We start from the raw sequence: 17,294 nt of genomic DNA on the forward strand, positions 1-17,294 counted from the left end.
GCCCACCAACCTTGGCTACCCTCGCTGCCAGATGACCGACGACCCGACAGCACCCGCCTCCACCCCCGCGCCCTCCCCCGCTCCCACGCCAATTTCCACCGCGCTTGCCGCCGATCGCATCGCGGTCAAGTTCACCGCACCGGACGGCACCCCCGCCTTTGCCGTGCGCTGGCAAGACGGCGTGTACGCCTACATCAACCAGTGCCCCCACGCGGGCGGGCCGCTCGACTTCGAAGGGCAGATCATCGAGAGCTCGGGTCGCTTCCTGATGTGCGCGCGGCACGGCGCGATCTTCGAGCCCGACACCGGCAGGTGCGTGGGCGGCCCGTGCAAGGGCGCCAGCCTCGTGCCGGTGGCGGTTCACGAGCGGCCCGACGGCAGCATCTGGCCGGGCCAGGCCGAATGAACACAACCTTCAAGGAGAACCCTATGCGCAAGAACACCCGGCCTCACCCCCTCGCCCTGTCGGTCGCGGCGCTGGCCCTCGCCGGCGTGCTGGCGGGCTGCACCGGCATGGCGGCCGGCACCGGCGGCAAGGCTTCCACGGGCATGAGAGTGACGTCCGCAGCGTTTGCCGACAACGGCGTGATCCCGGCCGAGCATGCCGGCGCGGGCGAGTGCGGCGGCAGGAACATCTCTCCGCCGGTGGCCTGGAGCAACCTGCCGGCCAAGACCCGGTCGGTCGCCGTGCTGGTGTTCGACCCCGACGGCGCGGCCGGCCTCGGCGTGTCGCACTGGGTGGCCTACAACATCGCGGCCGAGCGCGGCGAGCTCAAGGCGGGCGAAGGCCAGGCGGGCTCGAACTTCAACTTCACCATGGGCCCGAACGTGGCCGGTGCGCCGGCCTATCGCGGCATGTGCCCGCCGGTGGGCGACCGGCCGCACCATTACGTGCTGACCGTGGTCGCCACCGACCTGGCGCCCGGCAGCCTGCCGGCCGGTCTCGGGCGCGACGCGCTGCTGGCCGCGCTCAAGGGTCATGCACTCGGCGGACAGAGCGTGGTGGGCCTCTACAGCCGCTAAAGCCCTCGGGCTGCCGGGTAATAATCAGGCTCCCGATCTGCCGGCGGCCCGTCAGCCATGGCTGCAGCCGCTTTTCCGAAAGCCCATCGATGGCCCTGACCGCCGCCGCGTCCGACGTTGCCCCGTCATCCGAACTCGACGCCATGTTCGACCTGGCGCCCGTCTCCCTCTGGATCGAAGACTACAGCGGCCTCAAGCGCAGGCTCGACGGCTGGCGCGCCGAAGGCGTGACCGACCTGGTGGCGTACCTGTCGGAAGAGCCGGGCCGCGTGAGCGAATGCATGGCGCTGCTGAAGGTGCTGCGGGTCAACCAGCACACCCTGAAGCTCTTTGCCGCCGACAGCCAGCAGACCCTGCTCGACTCGCTCGACCGCGTGTTCCGCGGCGACATGTCGGCCACCGTGGTGCACGAGCTCGACCAGCTATGGCGCGGCCAGCTCACCTTCGAGAGCGAAACTGTCAACTACGCCCTGGACGGCCGGCGGCTCGACGTGCGCGTACGCGCCCGCGTGCTGCCCGGCCATGAAGCCACCTGGGAGCGCGTGCTGGTCTCGCTCGACGACGTGACCGAGCGCGTGGCCGCGCAGCGCCTGCGCGACGAAAGCGCCACCTACGCGCGCAGCCTGTTCGAGCGCTCGCCGGTGTCGCTGTGGGTGGAAGACTTCAGCGCCGTGCGCGCGCTGCTGCAGAGCATCCGCGCGCGCGGCATCACCGACTTCGCCACCTTCATCAAGGTGCACCCCGAGTTCGTCACCCGCTGCATGCAGGAGATCCGCGTCATCGACGTGAACCGCGAAACGCTGCGCATGTTCGGCGCGCCCGACCTGCAGACCCTGCTGGGCAGCCTCTCGCGCATCTTCCGTGACGAGATGCGGGAATCCTTCGCCGAGCAGCTGCAGGACCTGTGGAACGGCAAGACCGTGCAGCACCGCGAGGTGCTCAACTACTCGCTGTCGGGCGAGGTGCTGAACATCCACATGCAGTTCGCGGTGCAGGACGACCGGCTCGACACCTGGGACCTGGTGCTGGTGTCGCTGGTCGACATTACCGCGCGCAAGAAGGCCGAGGCCTACCTGGAATACCTGGGCAAGCACGACGTGCTCACGCAGCTGTGCAACCGCACCTACTTCACCGAGGAGCTCACCCGCCTCGCGCGCAAGGGTCCGTGGCCGGTGTCGATCGTGGCCATCGACCTGAACGGGCTGAAGCAGCTCAACGACCAGGAAGGCCACGCCGCCGGCGACTCGCTGCTGCGCCGCATGGGCGAGGTGCTGGACAAGGCCGTCGACCCGCCGGCCTGGCCCGCGCGCATCGGCGGCGACGAGTTCGCGGTGCTGCTGCCCATGACCGACGAGCGCGGCGCCGAGGCCATGCGCGAGCGCATCCTCACGCTGCTGGAAATGAACAACCAGTTCCACGCCGGCCAGAGCGGCCATGCGCTGAGCCTCGCGATGGGCCTGGCGACCTGCCACGCGGGCGAGTCGCTCGAATCGGCGCTGCAGCGCGCGGACCGGGCGATGTATGTCGACAAGGCGCGGCACTACGAAGGCTCGCCGGGGGATCGGCGGCGGGCGTAGCTACTCCGGCACCCGCACCCGCTCCAGCACGAAATCGATGAACGTCCGGATCGCCCGCGTGTGCTGGCGGTTGGGCATGTAGAGCATGAACATCTGCGTGCCGAAGATGGACAGGCGCCAGTCGTCGAGCGTGGTCACGACGTCGCCGCGGCGCACATCCTCCTGCACCACGTAGTCGGGCACGAGGCCGATGCCCAGGCCGGCGAGGATGGCCTGGCGCAGGAACAAGAAGTTTTCCGAGATCAGCGTCGGCTCCAGGATCACCTCGCGACGGGTCTCGCCCTGGTAAGCCGACACGCGCAGCTGCCGCCCGATGACGGCGGCAGTGACCACCGGTGCGCCCTGCAATGCGTCGAGCTGCACCGGCAGCGGATTCTTCGCCGCGTATTCCGCCGAGGCGCAGGCCACGTAGCGCACCGGCCCCATCGCGCGCGCCACCAGGTTCTGCGGCGGCTCGGGGATCACGCGGATGGCGATGTCGACCTCGTCGCGCAGCAGGTCCTCGATGCGGTTCTCGAACACCACGTCGAGCACGATGCCGGGGTACTGGCGCTTGAAGTCGATGAGCCAGTCGGCCATGACCAGTTGCCCGTAGCCGCTGGGCACGCTCAGCCGCACGCGGCCCTGCAGGCCCTGGCCCAGCGTGGTGACCGACTCGCGCGCCGCCAGCAGTTCGCCCTGGATCGCCACGCCGTGCTGGTAGAGCCGCAGGCCGATCTCGGTCGGCTCGGCGCGCCGGGTGGTGCGCCGCACCAGCTGCGCGCCCACCGAGCGCTCCAGCTGGTTCAGGTGGTAGCTGACGTTGGCGCGCGTCATCTTGAGGCGGCGGGCCGCCGCGCTCAGGTTGCCGGCATCGAGGATTTCCACCAGCAGGGTGAGCGATTGCAGGTCCATGCCCCCGATTGTGTCAAAAATCCTTTGACAGTCTGTCAACCGCCTATGCAATTGTCAAAGCGGGGATACCGGCCAAGAATGCTTGGTTCACCCCAGAGCCTCGAACCCGCACGGTTCGCAACGCACGAGACAAGCAAGCACATGGCCACCAACACTCCCAGCCCTTCCACGTCCACCGGTCCCGTCACCTTCGAGCGTCGAGGCGACGTTTTCGTGGTGACCATCGACAACCCGCCCGTCAACGCCCTGGGCGTGGATGTGCGCCGCGGCCTCGTGGCCGCCATCGACGCGGCGGAGGCCGACGGCGCCGCCAAGGCGGTGCTGATCGCCGGCGCGGGCCGCAACTTCATCGCGGGCGCCGACATCCGCGAATTCGGCAAGACGCCGCAGCCGCCGTCGCTGCCGGAGGCCTGCCTGAAGATCGAGAACTGCACCAAGCCGGTGGTTGCCGCCATTCACGGCGCCGCGCTGGGCGGCGGGCTCGAAGTGGCCCTGTCGGCGCACTACCGCATCGCCTCGCCGACCGCCAAGCTGGGATTGCCCGAAGTGGCGCTGGGCCTCTTGCCCGGCTCGGGCGGCACGCAGCGCGCGCCACGCCTCATCGGCGTGAAGCCTGCGCTCGAACTCATGCTCAGCGGCCGCCATGCGGGCGCCAAGGAAGCGCTGTCGCTCGGCCTCGTCGACCGCCTCGGCACCGACGCCGACGCACTGGCCGAAGGCCTGGCCTATGCGCAGGAACTGGTGGCCGCCAAGGCCCCGGTGCGCCGCACCCGCGACGCCGGCGCGCTGGCCGACAAGGAAGCCAGCCGCGCCGCGCTCGAAGCCGCGCGCGCCGACACCGCCAAGAAGAGCCGTGGCCTGTTCTCGCCGATGAAGATCATCGAAGCCGTCGAGGCCGCGCTCACGCTGCCTTTCGACGAAGGCATGGCGCTGGAGCGCAAGCTGTTCCTGCAGTGCATCGACAGCCCGCAGCGCGCCGGCCTGATCCACGCCTTCTTCGCCGAGCGCGAAGTGCTGAAGGCGCCCGAGACCAAGTCGGCCAAGCCGCGCGCGCTGGAGTCGGCCGGCATCGTCGGCGGCGGCACCATGGGCGCGGGCATCGCGGTGGCCATGCTCGACGCCGGCATGCCGGTGACCATGATCGAGCGCGACGACACGCAACTCGCACGCGGCCGCGCCAACGTGGAGAAGGTGTACGACGGCTTGATCAAGAAGGGCCGCATGACGCCCGAGGCCAAGGTAGCCGTGATGGCGCGCTTCTCCGGCTCCACCAGCTACGACGCGCTCGCGCAGGTCGACATCGTGGTCGAAGCCGTGTTCGAAGACATGTCGGTCAAGAAGGCCGTGTTCGCCGAACTCGACCGCGTGTGCAAGCGCGGCGCGGTGCTGGCCACCAACACCTCGTACCTGGACATCGACGAGATCGCCGCCAGCATCTCGCGCCCGCAGGACGTGGTGGGCCTGCACTTCTTCTCGCCCGCCAACATCATGAAGCTGCTGGAGATCGTGGTGCCCGCCAAGGTGAGCGCCGACGTGGTCGCCACCGGCTTCGAGCTGGCGAAGAAGCTCAAGAAGGTGCCGGTGCGCGCCGGCGTGTGCGACGGCTTCATCGGCAACCGCATCCTGGCCGTGTACCGCCAGGCCGCCGACCACATGATGGAAGACGGCGCCTCGCCCTACCAGATCGACGAAGCGGTGCGCAACTTCGGCTACCCGATGGGCCCGTTCCAGGTGTCCGACCTGGCCGGCGGCGACATCGGCTGGGCCACGCGCAAGCGCAAGGCCGCCACGCGCGACCCCGAGGCGCGCTACGTGCAGATCGCCGACCGCATCTGCGAGCGCGGCTGGTTCGGCCAGAAGACGCAGCGCGGCTACTACCTGTACCCCGAAGGCGCGCGCACCGGCGTGCCCGACCCCGAGGTGCTGGCCATCATCGACGCCGAGCGCGAGCGCGCCGGCATCAAGCCGCGCACCTTCACCGAAGAAGAAATCATGCGCCGCTACATGGCCGCGATGGTCAACGAAGGCGCCAACGTGGTGCTGCAGCGCATCGCGCTGCGCCCGCTGGACGTGGACGTGACCTTCCTCTACGGCTACGGCTTCCCGCGCCACCGCGGCGGCCCGATGAAATACGCCGACACCGTGGGCCTGCCCAAGGTGCTGGCCGACATCCGCGAATTTGCCAAGGAAGACCCGATCTTCTGGAAGCCGTCGCCGCTGCTGGTGCAGCTGGTCGAACGCGGCGCCGATTTCGCCAGCCTCAATCAATCCGAGTAACCACAGAGCCAGCCCTCCAGGAGACACACCCCATGCGTGAAGCCGTCATAGTTTCCACCGCCCGCACCCCGCTCACCAAGGCGCACCGCGGCGAATTCAACATCACCCCCGGCCCCACGCTGGCGGCCTTCGCCGTGAAGGCGGCGGTGGAACGCTCGGGCCTCGACCCCGCGCTGATCGAGGACGCGATCCTCGGCTGCGGCTACCCGGAAGGCACCACCGGCCGCAACATCGCGCGCCAGGCCATCATCCGCGCGGGCCTGCCGATCGGCATTGCCGGCACCACGGTGAACCGCTTCTGCGCCTCGGGCCTGCAGGCGATTGCCATGGCCGCGGGCCGCATCGTGGTGGACGGCGCGCCGGCCATGATCGCGGGCGGCGTGGAAAGCATCTCGCAGATCCGCTCGCGCAGCGCCACCGACAGCGGCGACAGCGGCATGGACCCGTGGATCGTCGAGCACAAGCCCGAGCTGTACATGGCGATGATCGAAACCGCCGACATCGTGGCCAAGCGCTACAACATCAGCCGCGAGTCGCAGGACCGCTTCTCCGCCGAGAGCCAGCGCCGCACCGAAGAAGCGCAGATCGCCGGCCGCTACAAGGACGAGATCGTCGCCTGCACCACCACCATGGCCGTGACCGACAAGGAGACCAAGGAAGTCACCTACCGCGAAGTGACGGCCACCGAGGACAACTGCAACCGCCGCGGCACCACCTACGAGGCGCTCGCCAAGCTGAAGCCCGTGATGGGCGAGGACAAGTTCGTCACCGCCGGCAATGCCTCGCAGCTGTCCGATGGCGCATCGGCCTGCGTGCTGATGGAAGCCAAGGACGCGGAGCGCGCCAACATCAAGGCGCTGGGCGCCTTCCGCGGCCTGGCCGTGGCCGGCTGCGAGCCCGACGAAATGGGCATCGGCCCGGTGTTCGCGGTGCCCAAGCTGCTCGCGCGCCACGGCCTCAAGGTGCAGGACATCGGCCTGTGGGAACTCAACGAAGCCTTCGCCTCGCAGTCGATCTACTGCCAGGACAAGCTGGGCATTCCGTCGGAGCTGCTCAACGTGAACGGCGGCGCCATCTCCATCGGCCATCCCTTCGGCATGACCGGCGCGCGCCTCGCGGGCCATGTGCTCATCGAAGGCAAGCGCCGCGGCGCGAAGTACGCCGTGGTCACGATGTGCATCGCCGGCGGCATGGGCGCTGCCGGTCTCTTTGAAATCTATTGAGGAGCCCGCGATGGACCTGAACTTCACGACCGAAGAAGAAGCCTTCCGCAGCGAAGTGCGCGCCTTCCTGGCCGCCAAGCTGCCGGTGCGGCTGTCCGAGAAAGTGCGCAGCGGCAAGATCCTCGAGAAGGCCGACATGCAGGAATGGCACGCCATCCTCAACGAGCGCGGCTGGCTCGCCAACCACTGGCCCGAGCAGTACGGCGGCCCGGGCTGGACGGCGGTCGAGAAGTTCATCTTCGAGAACGAATGCGCGCTGGCCTTCGCACCGCGCATCGTGCCCTTCGGCGTGAACATGCTCGGCCCGGTGCTCATCAAGTACGGCAACGAGGCGCAGAAGCAGCATTGGCTGCCGCGCATCCTGAACGGCGCCGACTGGTGGTGCCAGGGCTATTCGGAACCCGGCGCGGGCTCGGACCTGGCGGCGGTGAAGACCTCGGCCGTGCGCGGCATCGACGCGCAGGGCGACCACTACATCGTGAACGGCCAGAAGACCTGGACCACGCTGGGCCAGCACGCCAACATGATCTTCTGCCTGGTGCGCACCAACCGCGAGGCGAAGAAGCAGGAAGGCATCAGCTTCCTGCTGATCGACATGACATCGCCCGGCGTGGAAGTGCGCCCGATCATCACGCTCGACGGCGAGCATGAGGTGAACGAGGTGTTCTTCTCCGACGTGCGCGTGCCCGCCGAGAACCTCGTGGGCGAGGAGAACAAGGGCTGGACCTGCGCCAAGTACCTGCTGACCTACGAGCGCACCAACATCGCGGGCGTGGGCTTCTCGGTGGCCGCGCTCGAACAGCTGAAGGGCATTGCCGCCACGCAGACGAAGAACGGCAAGCCGCTGGCGGAAGACCCGGCCTTCGCTGCGCGCATGGCGCGCGTCGAGATCGACCTGGAGAACATGAAGACCACCAACCTGCGCGTGATCGCGGCGGTGGCAGGCGGCGGCGTGCCGGGCGCGGAAAGCTCGATGCTGAAGATCCGCGGCACCGAGATCCGCCAGGAGATTTCTTCGCTGGCCCGCCGCGCGATGGGCGTGTACGGCCGCCCCTTCATCGCCGAGGCGCTGAAGGACGGGTTCACCGGCGAGACCTTCGGCCCCGACTACGCATCGGCCGCCGCCTCGCGCTACTTCAACAACCGCAAGCTGTCGATCTTCGGCGGCTCCAACGAAATCCAGAAGAACATCATCTCCAAGATGATCCTGGGCCTGTAAGGAGAACGGCATGAACTTCGAACACACCGAAGACCGGCGCATGCTCGCCGACAGCCTGAACCGCTTCATCAGCGAGCAGTACGCGTTCGACGCGCGCGACCGCATCGCGAAGTCGGAGCACGGGTTCAGCAAGGAAATCTTCCAGCAGTTCGCCGAACTGGGCGTGATCGGCGCGCTGTTCAGCGAGGCCGATGGCGGCTTCGGCGGCGGCGGTTTCGACATTGCCGTGGTCTTCGAGGCACTGGGCCGCGGCCTGGTGGTCGAGCCGCTGCTCGGCGCGGTGATGGTCGGCGAGGCGCTCAGCGCCGCCGGCACCGATGCGCAGAAAGAAAAGCTCGCGGACATCATCAACGGCGTGACCGTGGCGGCCTTCGCGCACGACGAGGCCGACACGCACTACGAACGCACGCGCGTGGCCACCAAGGCCGAACGCTCCGGCGAGGGCTGGGTGCTGCACGGCGCCAAGGCCGTGGTGCCGCAGGGCGAGCAGGCCGACCTGTTCCTGGTCTCGGCCCGCACCTCGGGCAATGTGGACGACGAAGCCGGCATCTCGCTGTTCCTCGTGCCCGCGAAGACCGCTGGCCTCACGGTGCGCGGCTGCCCCGCCATCGACGGCGGCCGCGTGGCCGAACTTGCATTCGACGGCGTGAAGCTGGGCGCCGACGCACTCCTCGGCGCCGAAGGCCAGGGCCATGCGACGCTGGAACGCGCCATCGGCCGCGGCGTGCTCGCGCTGTGCGCCGAGGCACTGGGCGCGATGGAAGCAGCGAAGACTGCCACGCTGGAATACCTGCGCACGCGCAAGCAGTTCGGCACGCTGATCGGCAGCTTCCAGGCGCTGCAGCACCGCATGGCCGACCTGCTGCTGGAGATCGAGCAGGCCCGCTCGGCCGTCATCAACGCGGCCGCCGCCATCGACACCGGCGAGCGCCTGGCGCGCGAGCGCGCGCTGTCGGCCGCCAAGTTCAGCATCGGCCGCATCGGCGCGCTGGTGGCGCAGGAAAGCATCCAGATGCACGGCGGCATCGGCATGACCTGGGAACTGCCCCTGCCCCACTACGCCAAGCGCCTGGTGATGATCGACCACCAGCTGGGCGACGAAGACCACCACCTGCAGCGCTACATCGCCCTGGGCCAAGAGTGCGGCAAGGAGGTGGCGGCATGAGCGACACGACCAACAAGACAGTGCTGATCTCGCAGGAAGGCGCCGTGCGCATCCTGACCAACAGCAACCCCGCCGCGCGCAACGCGATCACGCCCACGCTGTACGCCGAGCTGAGCGCCGCGCTGGCCGACGCCGAGAAAGACCCCGAGGTGGGCGCCATCGTGTTCACCGGCGCGGGCGATTTCTTCTGCTCCGGCGGTGACCTGAACCTGCTGGCCAAGCGCCGCGAGCTGCCGGTGGCCGAGCGCCGCCAGATCCTCGAAGGCCTCAACAACCTGATCCGCGCGCTGCGCGATTGCGGCAAGCCGGTGATCGCGGCGGTCGAAGGCGGCGCCGCGGGCGCGGGCTTGTCGATGGCGCTGGCCTGCGACATGCTGGTGTCGGCGCGCGACGCCTTCTTCACCGTGGCCTACGTCAAGGTCGGCCTCACGCCGGACGGCGGCGCCACGGCCTTCCTGGCGGAGTTCGTCTCGCGCCAGGTGCTGACCGAGATGTGCCTGACCGGCGACCGCATGCCGGCCGAGCGCCTGCATGCGCTGGGCGCCGTCAACCGCCTGACCGACAAGGGCGCCGCGCTGGCCGAAGCCATCGCGCTCGCGGCCAAGGTGGCCAGCGGCCCGCAACGCGCCGGCGCGCGCATCAAGACGCTGTGCCGCCAGGCGCACCACGCCACGCTGGAAGAGCAGCTCGACGCCGAGGCCGTGTTCATGGTCGAGTCGCAGGGCGATGCCGAAGCAGCCGAAGGCATCGGCGCTTTCCTCGGCAAGCGCAAGGCCGACTTCGTGGCGCTGCGCCATGCCGGCGGCAAGGCGGACGCGTCCTGACACCCGCCCTGCCCGCCCCGTGCGCATGCGCACGGGGCTTTTCGTTTTTCCTGGAGTAGCCATGTCCTCGCTGAATTCCTCGCTGCCGCTTGCCGGCGTGCGCGTCCTCGATCTGTCCCGCATCCTGGCGGGCCCCTGGTGCGGCATGGTGCTGGCCGACATGGGCGCCGAGGTCATCAAGGTGGAGCACCCGGGCCGCGGCGACGACACCCGCGACTGGGGCCTGCGCGTGGGCAAGACCGAGACCGCCTACTTCAACAGCGTGAACCGCAACAAGCGCTCGGTCACGCTCGACCTGCAGACGCCCGAAGGCCAGCAGCTCGCGCGCGACCTTGCCAGGCAGTGCGACGTGGTGATCCAGAACTTCAAGTTCGGCGGCATCGACAAGCTGGGCCTGGGCTACGAGCAGCTGCGCAAGGAGAACCCGGGTCTCATCTACTGCTCGATCTCCGGCTACGACCGCACCGGCCCCGAAGCAGCGCGCCCCGGCTACGACCTCGTCGTTCAAGGCGAAGCCGGCCTGATGGCGCTGAACGGCGAAGCCGACCAGCCGCCGCTGAAGTTCGGCGTGGCGGCTGTCGACCTGTTCACCGGCATGTACTCGGCGCAGGCCATCCTGGCCGCGCTGTACCAGCGCGAGAAGACCGGCAAGGGCCGGCACGTGGAAATGGCGCTGTTCGACTGCGGCCTGATGATCACCGCCTACTACGGCCTCGAGGCGCTGCTGATGGGCGAAGACCCGCCGCGCTACGGCAACTCGCATCCGTCGATCGTGCCGTACGGCGTGTTCGACGCGGCCGACGGCCCGCTGGTCATCACCGTGGGCAACAACGCGCAGTTCGCGCGCTTCTGCACCGAGGTGATCGGCCGGCCCGACCTCGCGGCCGACGAGCGCTTCAAGACCAACATCCTGCGCTCGGCCAACCGCGCGGTGCTGCTGCCCGAGCTGCACGCCGAACTGGCGAAGCGCCAGCGCGCCGACCTGCTCGAGAAGCTCACCGCCGCCGGCATTCCGTGCGGCGAGGTGCTGGGCCTGCTGGAGGCGCTGCAATCCAAGCGCGCCACCGACGCCGGCCTGGTCACCACGCAGCCGCACCCGGTGGCCGGCACGGTCAACGTGCTGGCACCGCCCTACCGTTTCGATGGCGAGCGCCTGCCGGTGCGCAGCGCGCCGCCCACCCTGGGCGAAGGCACGCACGACGTGCTGAAGTCCCTGCTCGGCCTGTCGGATGAAAAGCTGGCGGCGCTGAAAACGAGTGGCGTCGTCTGAAGAAGACAGGCGTCCGAATTTCCCAAGTAGACAAGACCCAATGGCATCCCTTTCCCTTCGCAGTCCCGTTCGCCGCGCCCTTCTCGCCCTCGCCCTGCCCCTGGTGGCCGGCACCGCCTTCGCACAGGCGTGGCCCGCCAAGCCGATCACGCTGATCGTGCCCTTCCCGCCGGGCGGCCCGACCGACGTGGCCTCGCGCATCGTGGCGCAGAAGATGTCGGTCGCGCTCAAGCAGAACATCGTGATCGACAACCGCAGCGGCGCATCGGGCACCGTGGGCGCCGCCGCGGCCGCGCGGGCCGCGCCCGACGGCTACACCTTCGTGATGCTGGCCACGCCCACGCTGCTGGCCTCGCACCTGTACGGCCCCACCGGCTACGACATCTTCAAGAACTTCACGCCCGTGGGCTCGGTGTACGACCTGCCGATCGTGCTGGTGGTGAACCCCAAGTCGCTGCCCGACGTGAACGGCGTGCAGGACCTCATCGCCAAGGCCAAGGCCGAGGGCGGCAAGCTCAACTACACCACCGCCGGCGCCGGCAGCTTCGGCCACCTGACGACCGAGCAGCTCAAGACCATCGGCAAGTTCGACATGCAGCACGTGCCCTACCGCGGCAGCGCGCCGGCCGTGACCGACCTGATCGGCGGCCAGGTGCCCGCGATGTTCTCGGACCTGGTGGGCGTGCTGCCGCACATCAAGGCCGGCAAGCTGCGCGCCATTGCCGTGGGCTCGGGCAAGCGCGTGAGCCTGCTGCCCGACGTGAAGACGGTGGCCGAGCAAGGCTTCCCCGGCTTCGACGCCACCTCGTGGGGCGGCCTGCTCGCCCCGGCCGGCACGCCCAAGGAAGTGATCGACCGCATGAGCGTCGAGCTGAAGACCGCGCTGGCCGACAAGCAGGTGCAGGAGAAGCTGGAGAGCGTGGGCTCCTTCGCGGCCTACCGCACGCCGGCGCAGACGGGTGTGCGCATGCACGAAGACTTCGAGCGCTGGGGCAAGGTCATTCGAGACAACCACATCACGAACCAGTAAAACGAACCGGGCCGGCAGGGCCCGGCACTGCGGCGGCACCAAGGAGACAAAAGACATGACAGGCAAGCACGAAAACAACTACGGCACCCCGGTCGGCGCACCGTTTCGCCCGGCCCTTCCCGTGCGCAGCCTCGCGGACATCCGCAAGCTCGAAGAAACGCCGCTCGCGCAGGCGCTCACGGTGCGCAGCACCTACGAGATCTTCCGCAACGCCGGCCATGCCTTCGGCGGCAAGACGGCGCTGACCTTCCTGCGCACCGGCAACCCGGCCGACGAACCCATCCGCTGGTCGTATGCCGAACTGCTCGCGCGCATCCACCAGACCGCGAACATGCTGCACACGCTGGGCGTCGGCCCGCAGGACGCCGTGGCCGTGCTGCTGCCCGGCTGCCTGGAGTACCACCTGGCGCTGTGGGGCGGCGAGGCGGCCGGCATCGTGCAGCCGCTGAACCCGCTGCTCACCGACGAGAAGCTGGTGGCGCTGATGACTGCCGCGCGTGCCAAGGTGCTGATCGCCTACGGCTCGGACAGCGAATCGGGCATGTGGTCGAAGGCCATGCGCCTGCGCGGCCAGGTGCCCACGCTGACCACGGTGCTGCGCGTCGCGCCGCATGACGAGGCGCCGGGCGCGGCCGGCCAGTTGCCTGAAGGGGTCGCCGAGTTCGACGCGCTGCGCGCCGCGCAACCCGACGACCACCTCGTGAGCGGCCGCGACATCGCGCCGACCGACATCGCCGCGTACTTCCACACCGGCGGTACCACCGGCGCGCCCAAGCTCGCGCGCCACAGCCACGGCGCGCAGGTATTCACCGCCTGGGCCAGCGTGCAGGTCGCGGGCATGAACGAGCAGGGCATCTCCATCAACGGCTACCCGCTGTTCCATGTGGCGGGCGTGCTGCCGGCTTCGCTGTCGTCGCTGTCGGCGGGCGTGGAGGTGATCATTCCCACCACCTCGCTGCTGCGCAACAAGGAGGTGCTGGCCAACTACTGGAAGCTGGTGGCGCGCTACCGCCCGACTTCGCTGTCGGCCGTGCCCACGGTGCTCGCGGCGCTGGCCAACGTGCCGCTGGACGGCGCGGACATTTCCTCCATCACTTACTGCCGCACCGGCGCCGCCGTGCTCGCGCCCGAGCTGGCCGCGCGCTTCGAGCGGCTCTTCGGCCTGCACGTGCATGAAAGCCTGGGCATGACCGAGATGGCCGGCATCTCGACCATCACGCCGCCCGGCGTGAACGGGCCCGCGGGCTGCGTGGGTTTTCGGCTGCCGTACATGCAGATGCGCGTGGTGGCGCTCGACGAGAACGGCAACGCCACCGACCGCGAGATGCCGCCCGGCGAACAGGGCATGGTGCTGTTCAAGTCGCCCAACGTGTTCTCGGGCTTCGTGGACCCGGCCGACAACGCCAAGGCCTTCACTGCCGATGGCTGGCTCGCCACCGGCGACCTGGGCTGGATCGACAGCGAGGAACGGCTCAACCTCACGGGCCGCTCGAAGGACCTGATCATCCGCAGCGGCCACAACATCGACCCCAAGACCATCGAGGACGCGCTGGGCGCCCACCCCGCCGTGCAGCTGTGCGCCGCCGTGGGAGCGCCCGATGCCTACGCAGGCGAGCTGCCGGTGATCTTCGCGACGCTGGTGCCCGGCGCATCCGCAACGGAAGAAGAACTGCTGGCCTTCACCGCCGCGCGCGTGGACGAAGCGCCCGCCCGGCCCAAGTGGGTGTCGGTGATCGAGACCATGCCGATGACCAACGTCGGAAAAATCTACAAGCCCGAGCTGCGCGCAATGGCCGCGCGGCACGTGGTGGCCGCGACGGTGGCCGAGGCCTGCGCCGCGCTCGGCGTGCCGGAGGCGGCCCGCCCGGTGGTGAAGACCGAAGGCGAGAGCCTGGTGCGCGTGCTGGTCGACGAGGCAGCGGCCGGCGCGCTGGCCGCGCCGCTGCGCGAGCGGCTGCAGGCGGCGCTGGAGCCGCTGCCCTTCAAGACGCGCATCGCGCCGCAATGACCCTTTTCAAAACCAAGACCGAGAGACAGAGACAAGTGACGACCTTCCGCCTTCCGACCCGCCGCGCCCTGCTGTGCGCCGCCGCTTCCGCCGCCACGCTGTGCGCGCTGTCCCATGCGCAGGCACAGGGCACGTACCCGAACAAGCCGATCCGCATGGTCGTGCCCTTCGCCGCGGGCGGCGCCACCGACGTGCTGGCGCGCGTGATCGGCCAGAAGATGTCGGCCGGCATGGGCCAGCCCGTCGTCATCGACAACAAGCCGGGCGCGGCAGGCATCATCGGCACCGACGCCGTCGCCAAGTCGCCGGCCGACGGCTACACCATCGTGCTGGGCCTGAGCAACTCGCTCATGACCAACGAGTTCCTCTATGACAAGCTGCCCTACGACACGCAGCGCGACCTCACGCTGGTCTACCAGATCGCGATGGCGCCGCTGGTGCTGGTGGTGCACCCGAGCGTGCCGGTGAAGACCGGGCCCGAGCTGCTGAAGTACGTCACCGCCAACAAGGGCAAGGTGGCCTACGGCTCCTACGGCGTGGGCGCATACCCGCACCTGGCCGGCGCGCACATGAGCCTTGCCACGCACGCCGACATGAACCACGTCGCCTACAAGGGCGAGGCGCCGATGATGCAGGACCTGATCGGCGGCCAGATCCAGATGGCCTACGCCAGCGCGCTGGTGGCCAAGCCGCACATCGACTCCGGGAAGATCCGCGCCATCGGCGTGAGCGGCGAGCGCCGCATGAGCACCCTGCCCGACGTGCCCACGCTGGCCGAACAAGGCCTAAAGGACGAGGCCTACCGCGTGACCGGCTGGCTCGCCATTGCGGTGCCCGCCAGGACGCCCAAGCCCATCGTGGACCGCATCGCCGAAGAAGTGCGCAAGGCCACGCAACAGCCCGACGTGCGCGAGCGCGTGGCGGCCATGGGCTTCGAGATCAAGGACAGCTCGCCCGAGCTCTTCGCCAACGCCTGGAAGGCGGAGCGCCCGGTGTGGGAGCGGCTCATCAAGCAGTCGGGCGCCAAGCTCGAGTAACCCATTCTTTCATTCATTCGTTCATTTCTTCGTCATTCAAAGGAACAGCCATGAAGGTTCTGGTACCTGTCAAACGGGTCGTCGATTACAACGTGAAGGTGCGCGTGAAGAGCGACGGCACCGGGGTGGACATTGCCAACGTCAAGATGAGCATGAACCCCTTCGACGAGATCGCTGTCGAAGAGGCCGTGCGGCTGAAGGAAAAGGGCGTGGTCACCGAAGTGATCGCCGTCTCGTGCGGTGACGCCAAGTGCCAGGAAACCCTGCGCACCGCGATGGCCATCGGCGCCGACCGCGGCATCCTGGTCGAGACCACCGAAGAGCTGCAGCCCCTGGCCGTCGCCAAGCTGCTGAAGGCGCTGGTCGACAAGGAACAGCCCCAGCTGATCATCCTGGGCAAGCAGGCCATCGACGACGACGCCAACCAGACCGGCCAGATGCTGGCTGCCCTGGCCGACCTGCCGCAGGCCACCTTCGCCTCCAAGGTCGAAGTCGCAGGCGACAAGGCCACCGTGACCCGCGAAGTCGACGGCGGCCTGGAAACCATCTCCCTGAGCCTGCCCGCAGTCATCACCACCGACCTGCGCCTGAACGAGCCGCGCTACGTGACGCTGCCGAACATCATGAAGGCCAAGAAGAAGCAACTGGACACGGTCAAGCCCGAAGACCTGGGTGTGGATGTGAAGCCGCGCCTGAAGACGCTGAAGGTCGCGGAGCCGCCGAAGCGCGGCGCCGGCATCAAGGTGCCCGACGTTGCAACGCTGGTGGACAAACTGAAGAACGAAGCGAAGGTGATCTGAACATGACCGCACTTGTTATTGCCGAACACGACCACGCCAGCATCAAGCCGGCGACCCTGAACACCGTGACCGCAGCGCTGGCTTGCGGCGGTGAAGTGCACGTGCTGGTGGCAGGCGCCAATGCCGCCGAAGCCGCCAAGGCCGCCGCCCAGATCGCAGGCGTGACCAAGGTCATCGCCGCAGACAGCCCCAGCCTGGCCGAGAACCTCGCCGAGAACGTCGCAGCCCAGGTGCTGGCGATCGCATCCAACTACAGCCACATCCTGTTCCCCTCGACCGCCAACGGCAAGAACGTCGCACCGCGCGTGGCCGCCAAGCTGGACGTGGCCCAGATCAGCGACATCACCAAGGTCGACAGCCCCGACACCTTCGAGCGCCCGATCTACGCCGGCAACGCGATTGCCACGGTGCAGAGCAGCGACGCCACCAAGGTGATCACCGTGCGCACGACCGGCTTCGACGCCGCAGCCGCCACCGGTGGCAGCGCAACCGTCGAAACCGCTGAAGGCGTGGCAGACAGCGGCAAGAGCAGCTTCGTTGGCCGTGAAGTGACCAAGAGCGACCGCCCCGAGCTGACGGCCGCCAAGATCATCGTCTCCGGTGGCCGTGCGCTGGGCAGCGCCGAGAAGTTCACCGAAGTGATGACGCCGCTGGCCGACAAGCTGAACGCGGGCCTGGGCGCCAGCCGCGCGGCGGTGGATGCGGGCTACGCACCGAACGACTGGCAAGTGGGCCAGACGGGCAAGATCGTCGCGCCGCAGCTGTACATCGCGGCGGGCATCTCGGGCGCGATCCAGCATCTGGCCGGCATGAAGGACTCGAAGGTCATCGTCGCGATCAACAAGGACGAAGAGGCGCCGATCTTCTCGGTGGCCGACTACGGCCTGGTGGCCGACCTGTTCGTGGCAGTGCCCGAACTGGTGAAGGCGCTGTAAGAAAGAGGCCGC

General features: G+C 68.7%; 15 protein-coding genes. 14 read left to right on the plus strand and 1 reads right to left on the minus strand.

What is annotated here, in order from left to right:
- Positions 1-31 precede the first annotated feature (31 nt).
- The 3 genes from C4F17_RS14950 to C4F17_RS14960 all read left to right on the plus strand — a co-directional run bounded on the left by C4F17_RS14950 (position 32) and on the right by C4F17_RS14960 (position 2,600).
- The gene (locus C4F17_RS14950; protein ID WP_106935752.1) at positions 32-406 is read left to right on the plus strand and encodes a Rieske (2Fe-2S) protein; all 375 of its coding nucleotides are present in this window, start codon (positions 32-34) and stop codon (positions 404-406) included.
- 23 nt (positions 407-429) lie between these two features.
- Positions 430-1,023 (plus strand): YbhB/YbcL family Raf kinase inhibitor-like protein, encoded by a 594-nt coding sequence (locus C4F17_RS14955; RefSeq protein WP_106935753.1) that lies wholly within the window; start codon positions 430-432, stop codon positions 1,021-1,023.
- A gap of 89 nt (positions 1,024-1,112) precedes the next feature.
- Positions 1,113-2,600 carry a sensor domain-containing diguanylate cyclase gene (locus C4F17_RS14960; RefSeq protein ID WP_199851857.1) on the plus strand — a complete coding sequence of 496 codons (1,488 nt, stop codon included), beginning with the start codon at positions 1,113-1,115 and terminating at the stop codon, positions 2,598-2,600.
- On the opposite strand, the gene C4F17_RS14965 is transcribed toward C4F17_RS14960, so the two are convergent.
- Positions 2,601-3,494, minus strand: coding sequence for a LysR family transcriptional regulator (locus tag C4F17_RS14965; RefSeq protein WP_106935754.1), 894 nt, complete (start codon positions 3,492-3,494; stop codon positions 2,601-2,603).
- Positions 3,495-3,635: 141 nt separating this feature from the next.
- Here C4F17_RS14965 and C4F17_RS14970 point away from each other — a divergent pair, with 141 nt between their 5' ends.
- From C4F17_RS14970 to C4F17_RS15020, 11 genes are all read left to right on the plus strand, one after another.
- Complete coding sequence (locus C4F17_RS14970) at positions 3,636-5,771, plus strand: 3-hydroxyacyl-CoA dehydrogenase NAD-binding domain-containing protein (RefSeq protein WP_106935755.1); 2,136 nt, start codon at positions 3,636-3,638, stop codon at positions 5,769-5,771.
- A 32-nt stretch (positions 5,772-5,803) separates the two neighbouring features.
- Positions 5,804-6,994 (plus strand): acetyl-CoA C-acyltransferase, encoded by a 1,191-nt coding sequence (locus C4F17_RS14975; protein WP_106935756.1) that lies wholly within the window; start codon positions 5,804-5,806, stop codon positions 6,992-6,994.
- A 10-nt stretch (positions 6,995-7,004) separates the two neighbouring features.
- Complete coding sequence (locus C4F17_RS14980) at positions 7,005-8,213, plus strand: acyl-CoA dehydrogenase family protein (RefSeq protein WP_106935757.1); 1,209 nt, start codon at positions 7,005-7,007, stop codon at positions 8,211-8,213.
- A gap of 10 nt (positions 8,214-8,223) precedes the next feature.
- Complete coding sequence (locus C4F17_RS14985; RefSeq protein ID WP_106935758.1) at positions 8,224-9,378, plus strand: acyl-CoA dehydrogenase family protein; 1,155 nt, start codon at positions 8,224-8,226, stop codon at positions 9,376-9,378.
- Positions 9,375-10,202, plus strand: a complete 828-nt coding sequence (locus tag C4F17_RS14990) for an oxepin-CoA hydrolase, alternative type (RefSeq protein ID WP_106935759.1) — start codon at positions 9,375-9,377, stop codon at positions 10,200-10,202. The genes C4F17_RS14985 and C4F17_RS14990 overlap by 4 nt, the downstream gene beginning before the upstream one ends.
- A 61-nt stretch (positions 10,203-10,263) precedes the next feature.
- Positions 10,264-11,472 (plus strand): CaiB/BaiF CoA transferase family protein, encoded by a 1,209-nt coding sequence (locus tag C4F17_RS14995; protein ID WP_106935760.1) that lies wholly within the window; start codon positions 10,264-10,266, stop codon positions 11,470-11,472.
- 40 nt (positions 11,473-11,512) lie between these two features.
- On the plus strand, positions 11,513-12,502 hold the full coding sequence (locus tag C4F17_RS15000; RefSeq protein WP_106935761.1) for a Bug family tripartite tricarboxylate transporter substrate binding protein: 990 nt from the start codon (positions 11,513-11,515) through the stop codon (positions 12,500-12,502).
- A 55-nt stretch (positions 12,503-12,557) separates the two neighbouring features.
- Positions 12,558-14,510: an acyl-CoA synthetase gene (locus C4F17_RS15005; protein WP_106935762.1), complete on the plus strand. Its 1,953-nt coding sequence runs from the start codon at positions 12,558-12,560 to the stop codon at positions 14,508-14,510.
- Positions 14,507-15,547 carry a Bug family tripartite tricarboxylate transporter substrate binding protein gene (locus C4F17_RS15010; RefSeq protein ID WP_442805188.1) on the plus strand — a complete coding sequence of 347 codons (1,041 nt, stop codon included), beginning with the start codon at positions 14,507-14,509 and terminating at the stop codon, positions 15,545-15,547. Before C4F17_RS15005 ends, C4F17_RS15010 begins: the two co-directional genes overlap by 4 nt.
- A gap of 50 nt (positions 15,548-15,597) precedes the next feature.
- On the plus strand, positions 15,598-16,347 hold the full coding sequence (locus C4F17_RS15015) for an electron transfer flavoprotein subunit beta/FixA family protein (RefSeq protein WP_106935764.1): 750 nt from the start codon (positions 15,598-15,600) through the stop codon (positions 16,345-16,347).
- A 2-nt stretch (positions 16,348-16,349) separates the two neighbouring features.
- A complete protein-coding gene (locus tag C4F17_RS15020) occupies positions 16,350-17,282 on the plus strand; it encodes an electron transfer flavoprotein subunit alpha/FixB family protein (protein WP_106935765.1) in 933 nt (310 codons plus the stop codon).
- Positions 17,283-17,294: the final 12 nt, after the last annotated feature.

The sequence above is a fragment of the Variovorax sp. PMC12 genome (assembly GCF_003019815.1).
In the GTDB taxonomy this organism is placed as follows: domain Bacteria; phylum Pseudomonadota; class Gammaproteobacteria; order Burkholderiales; family Burkholderiaceae_C; genus Variovorax.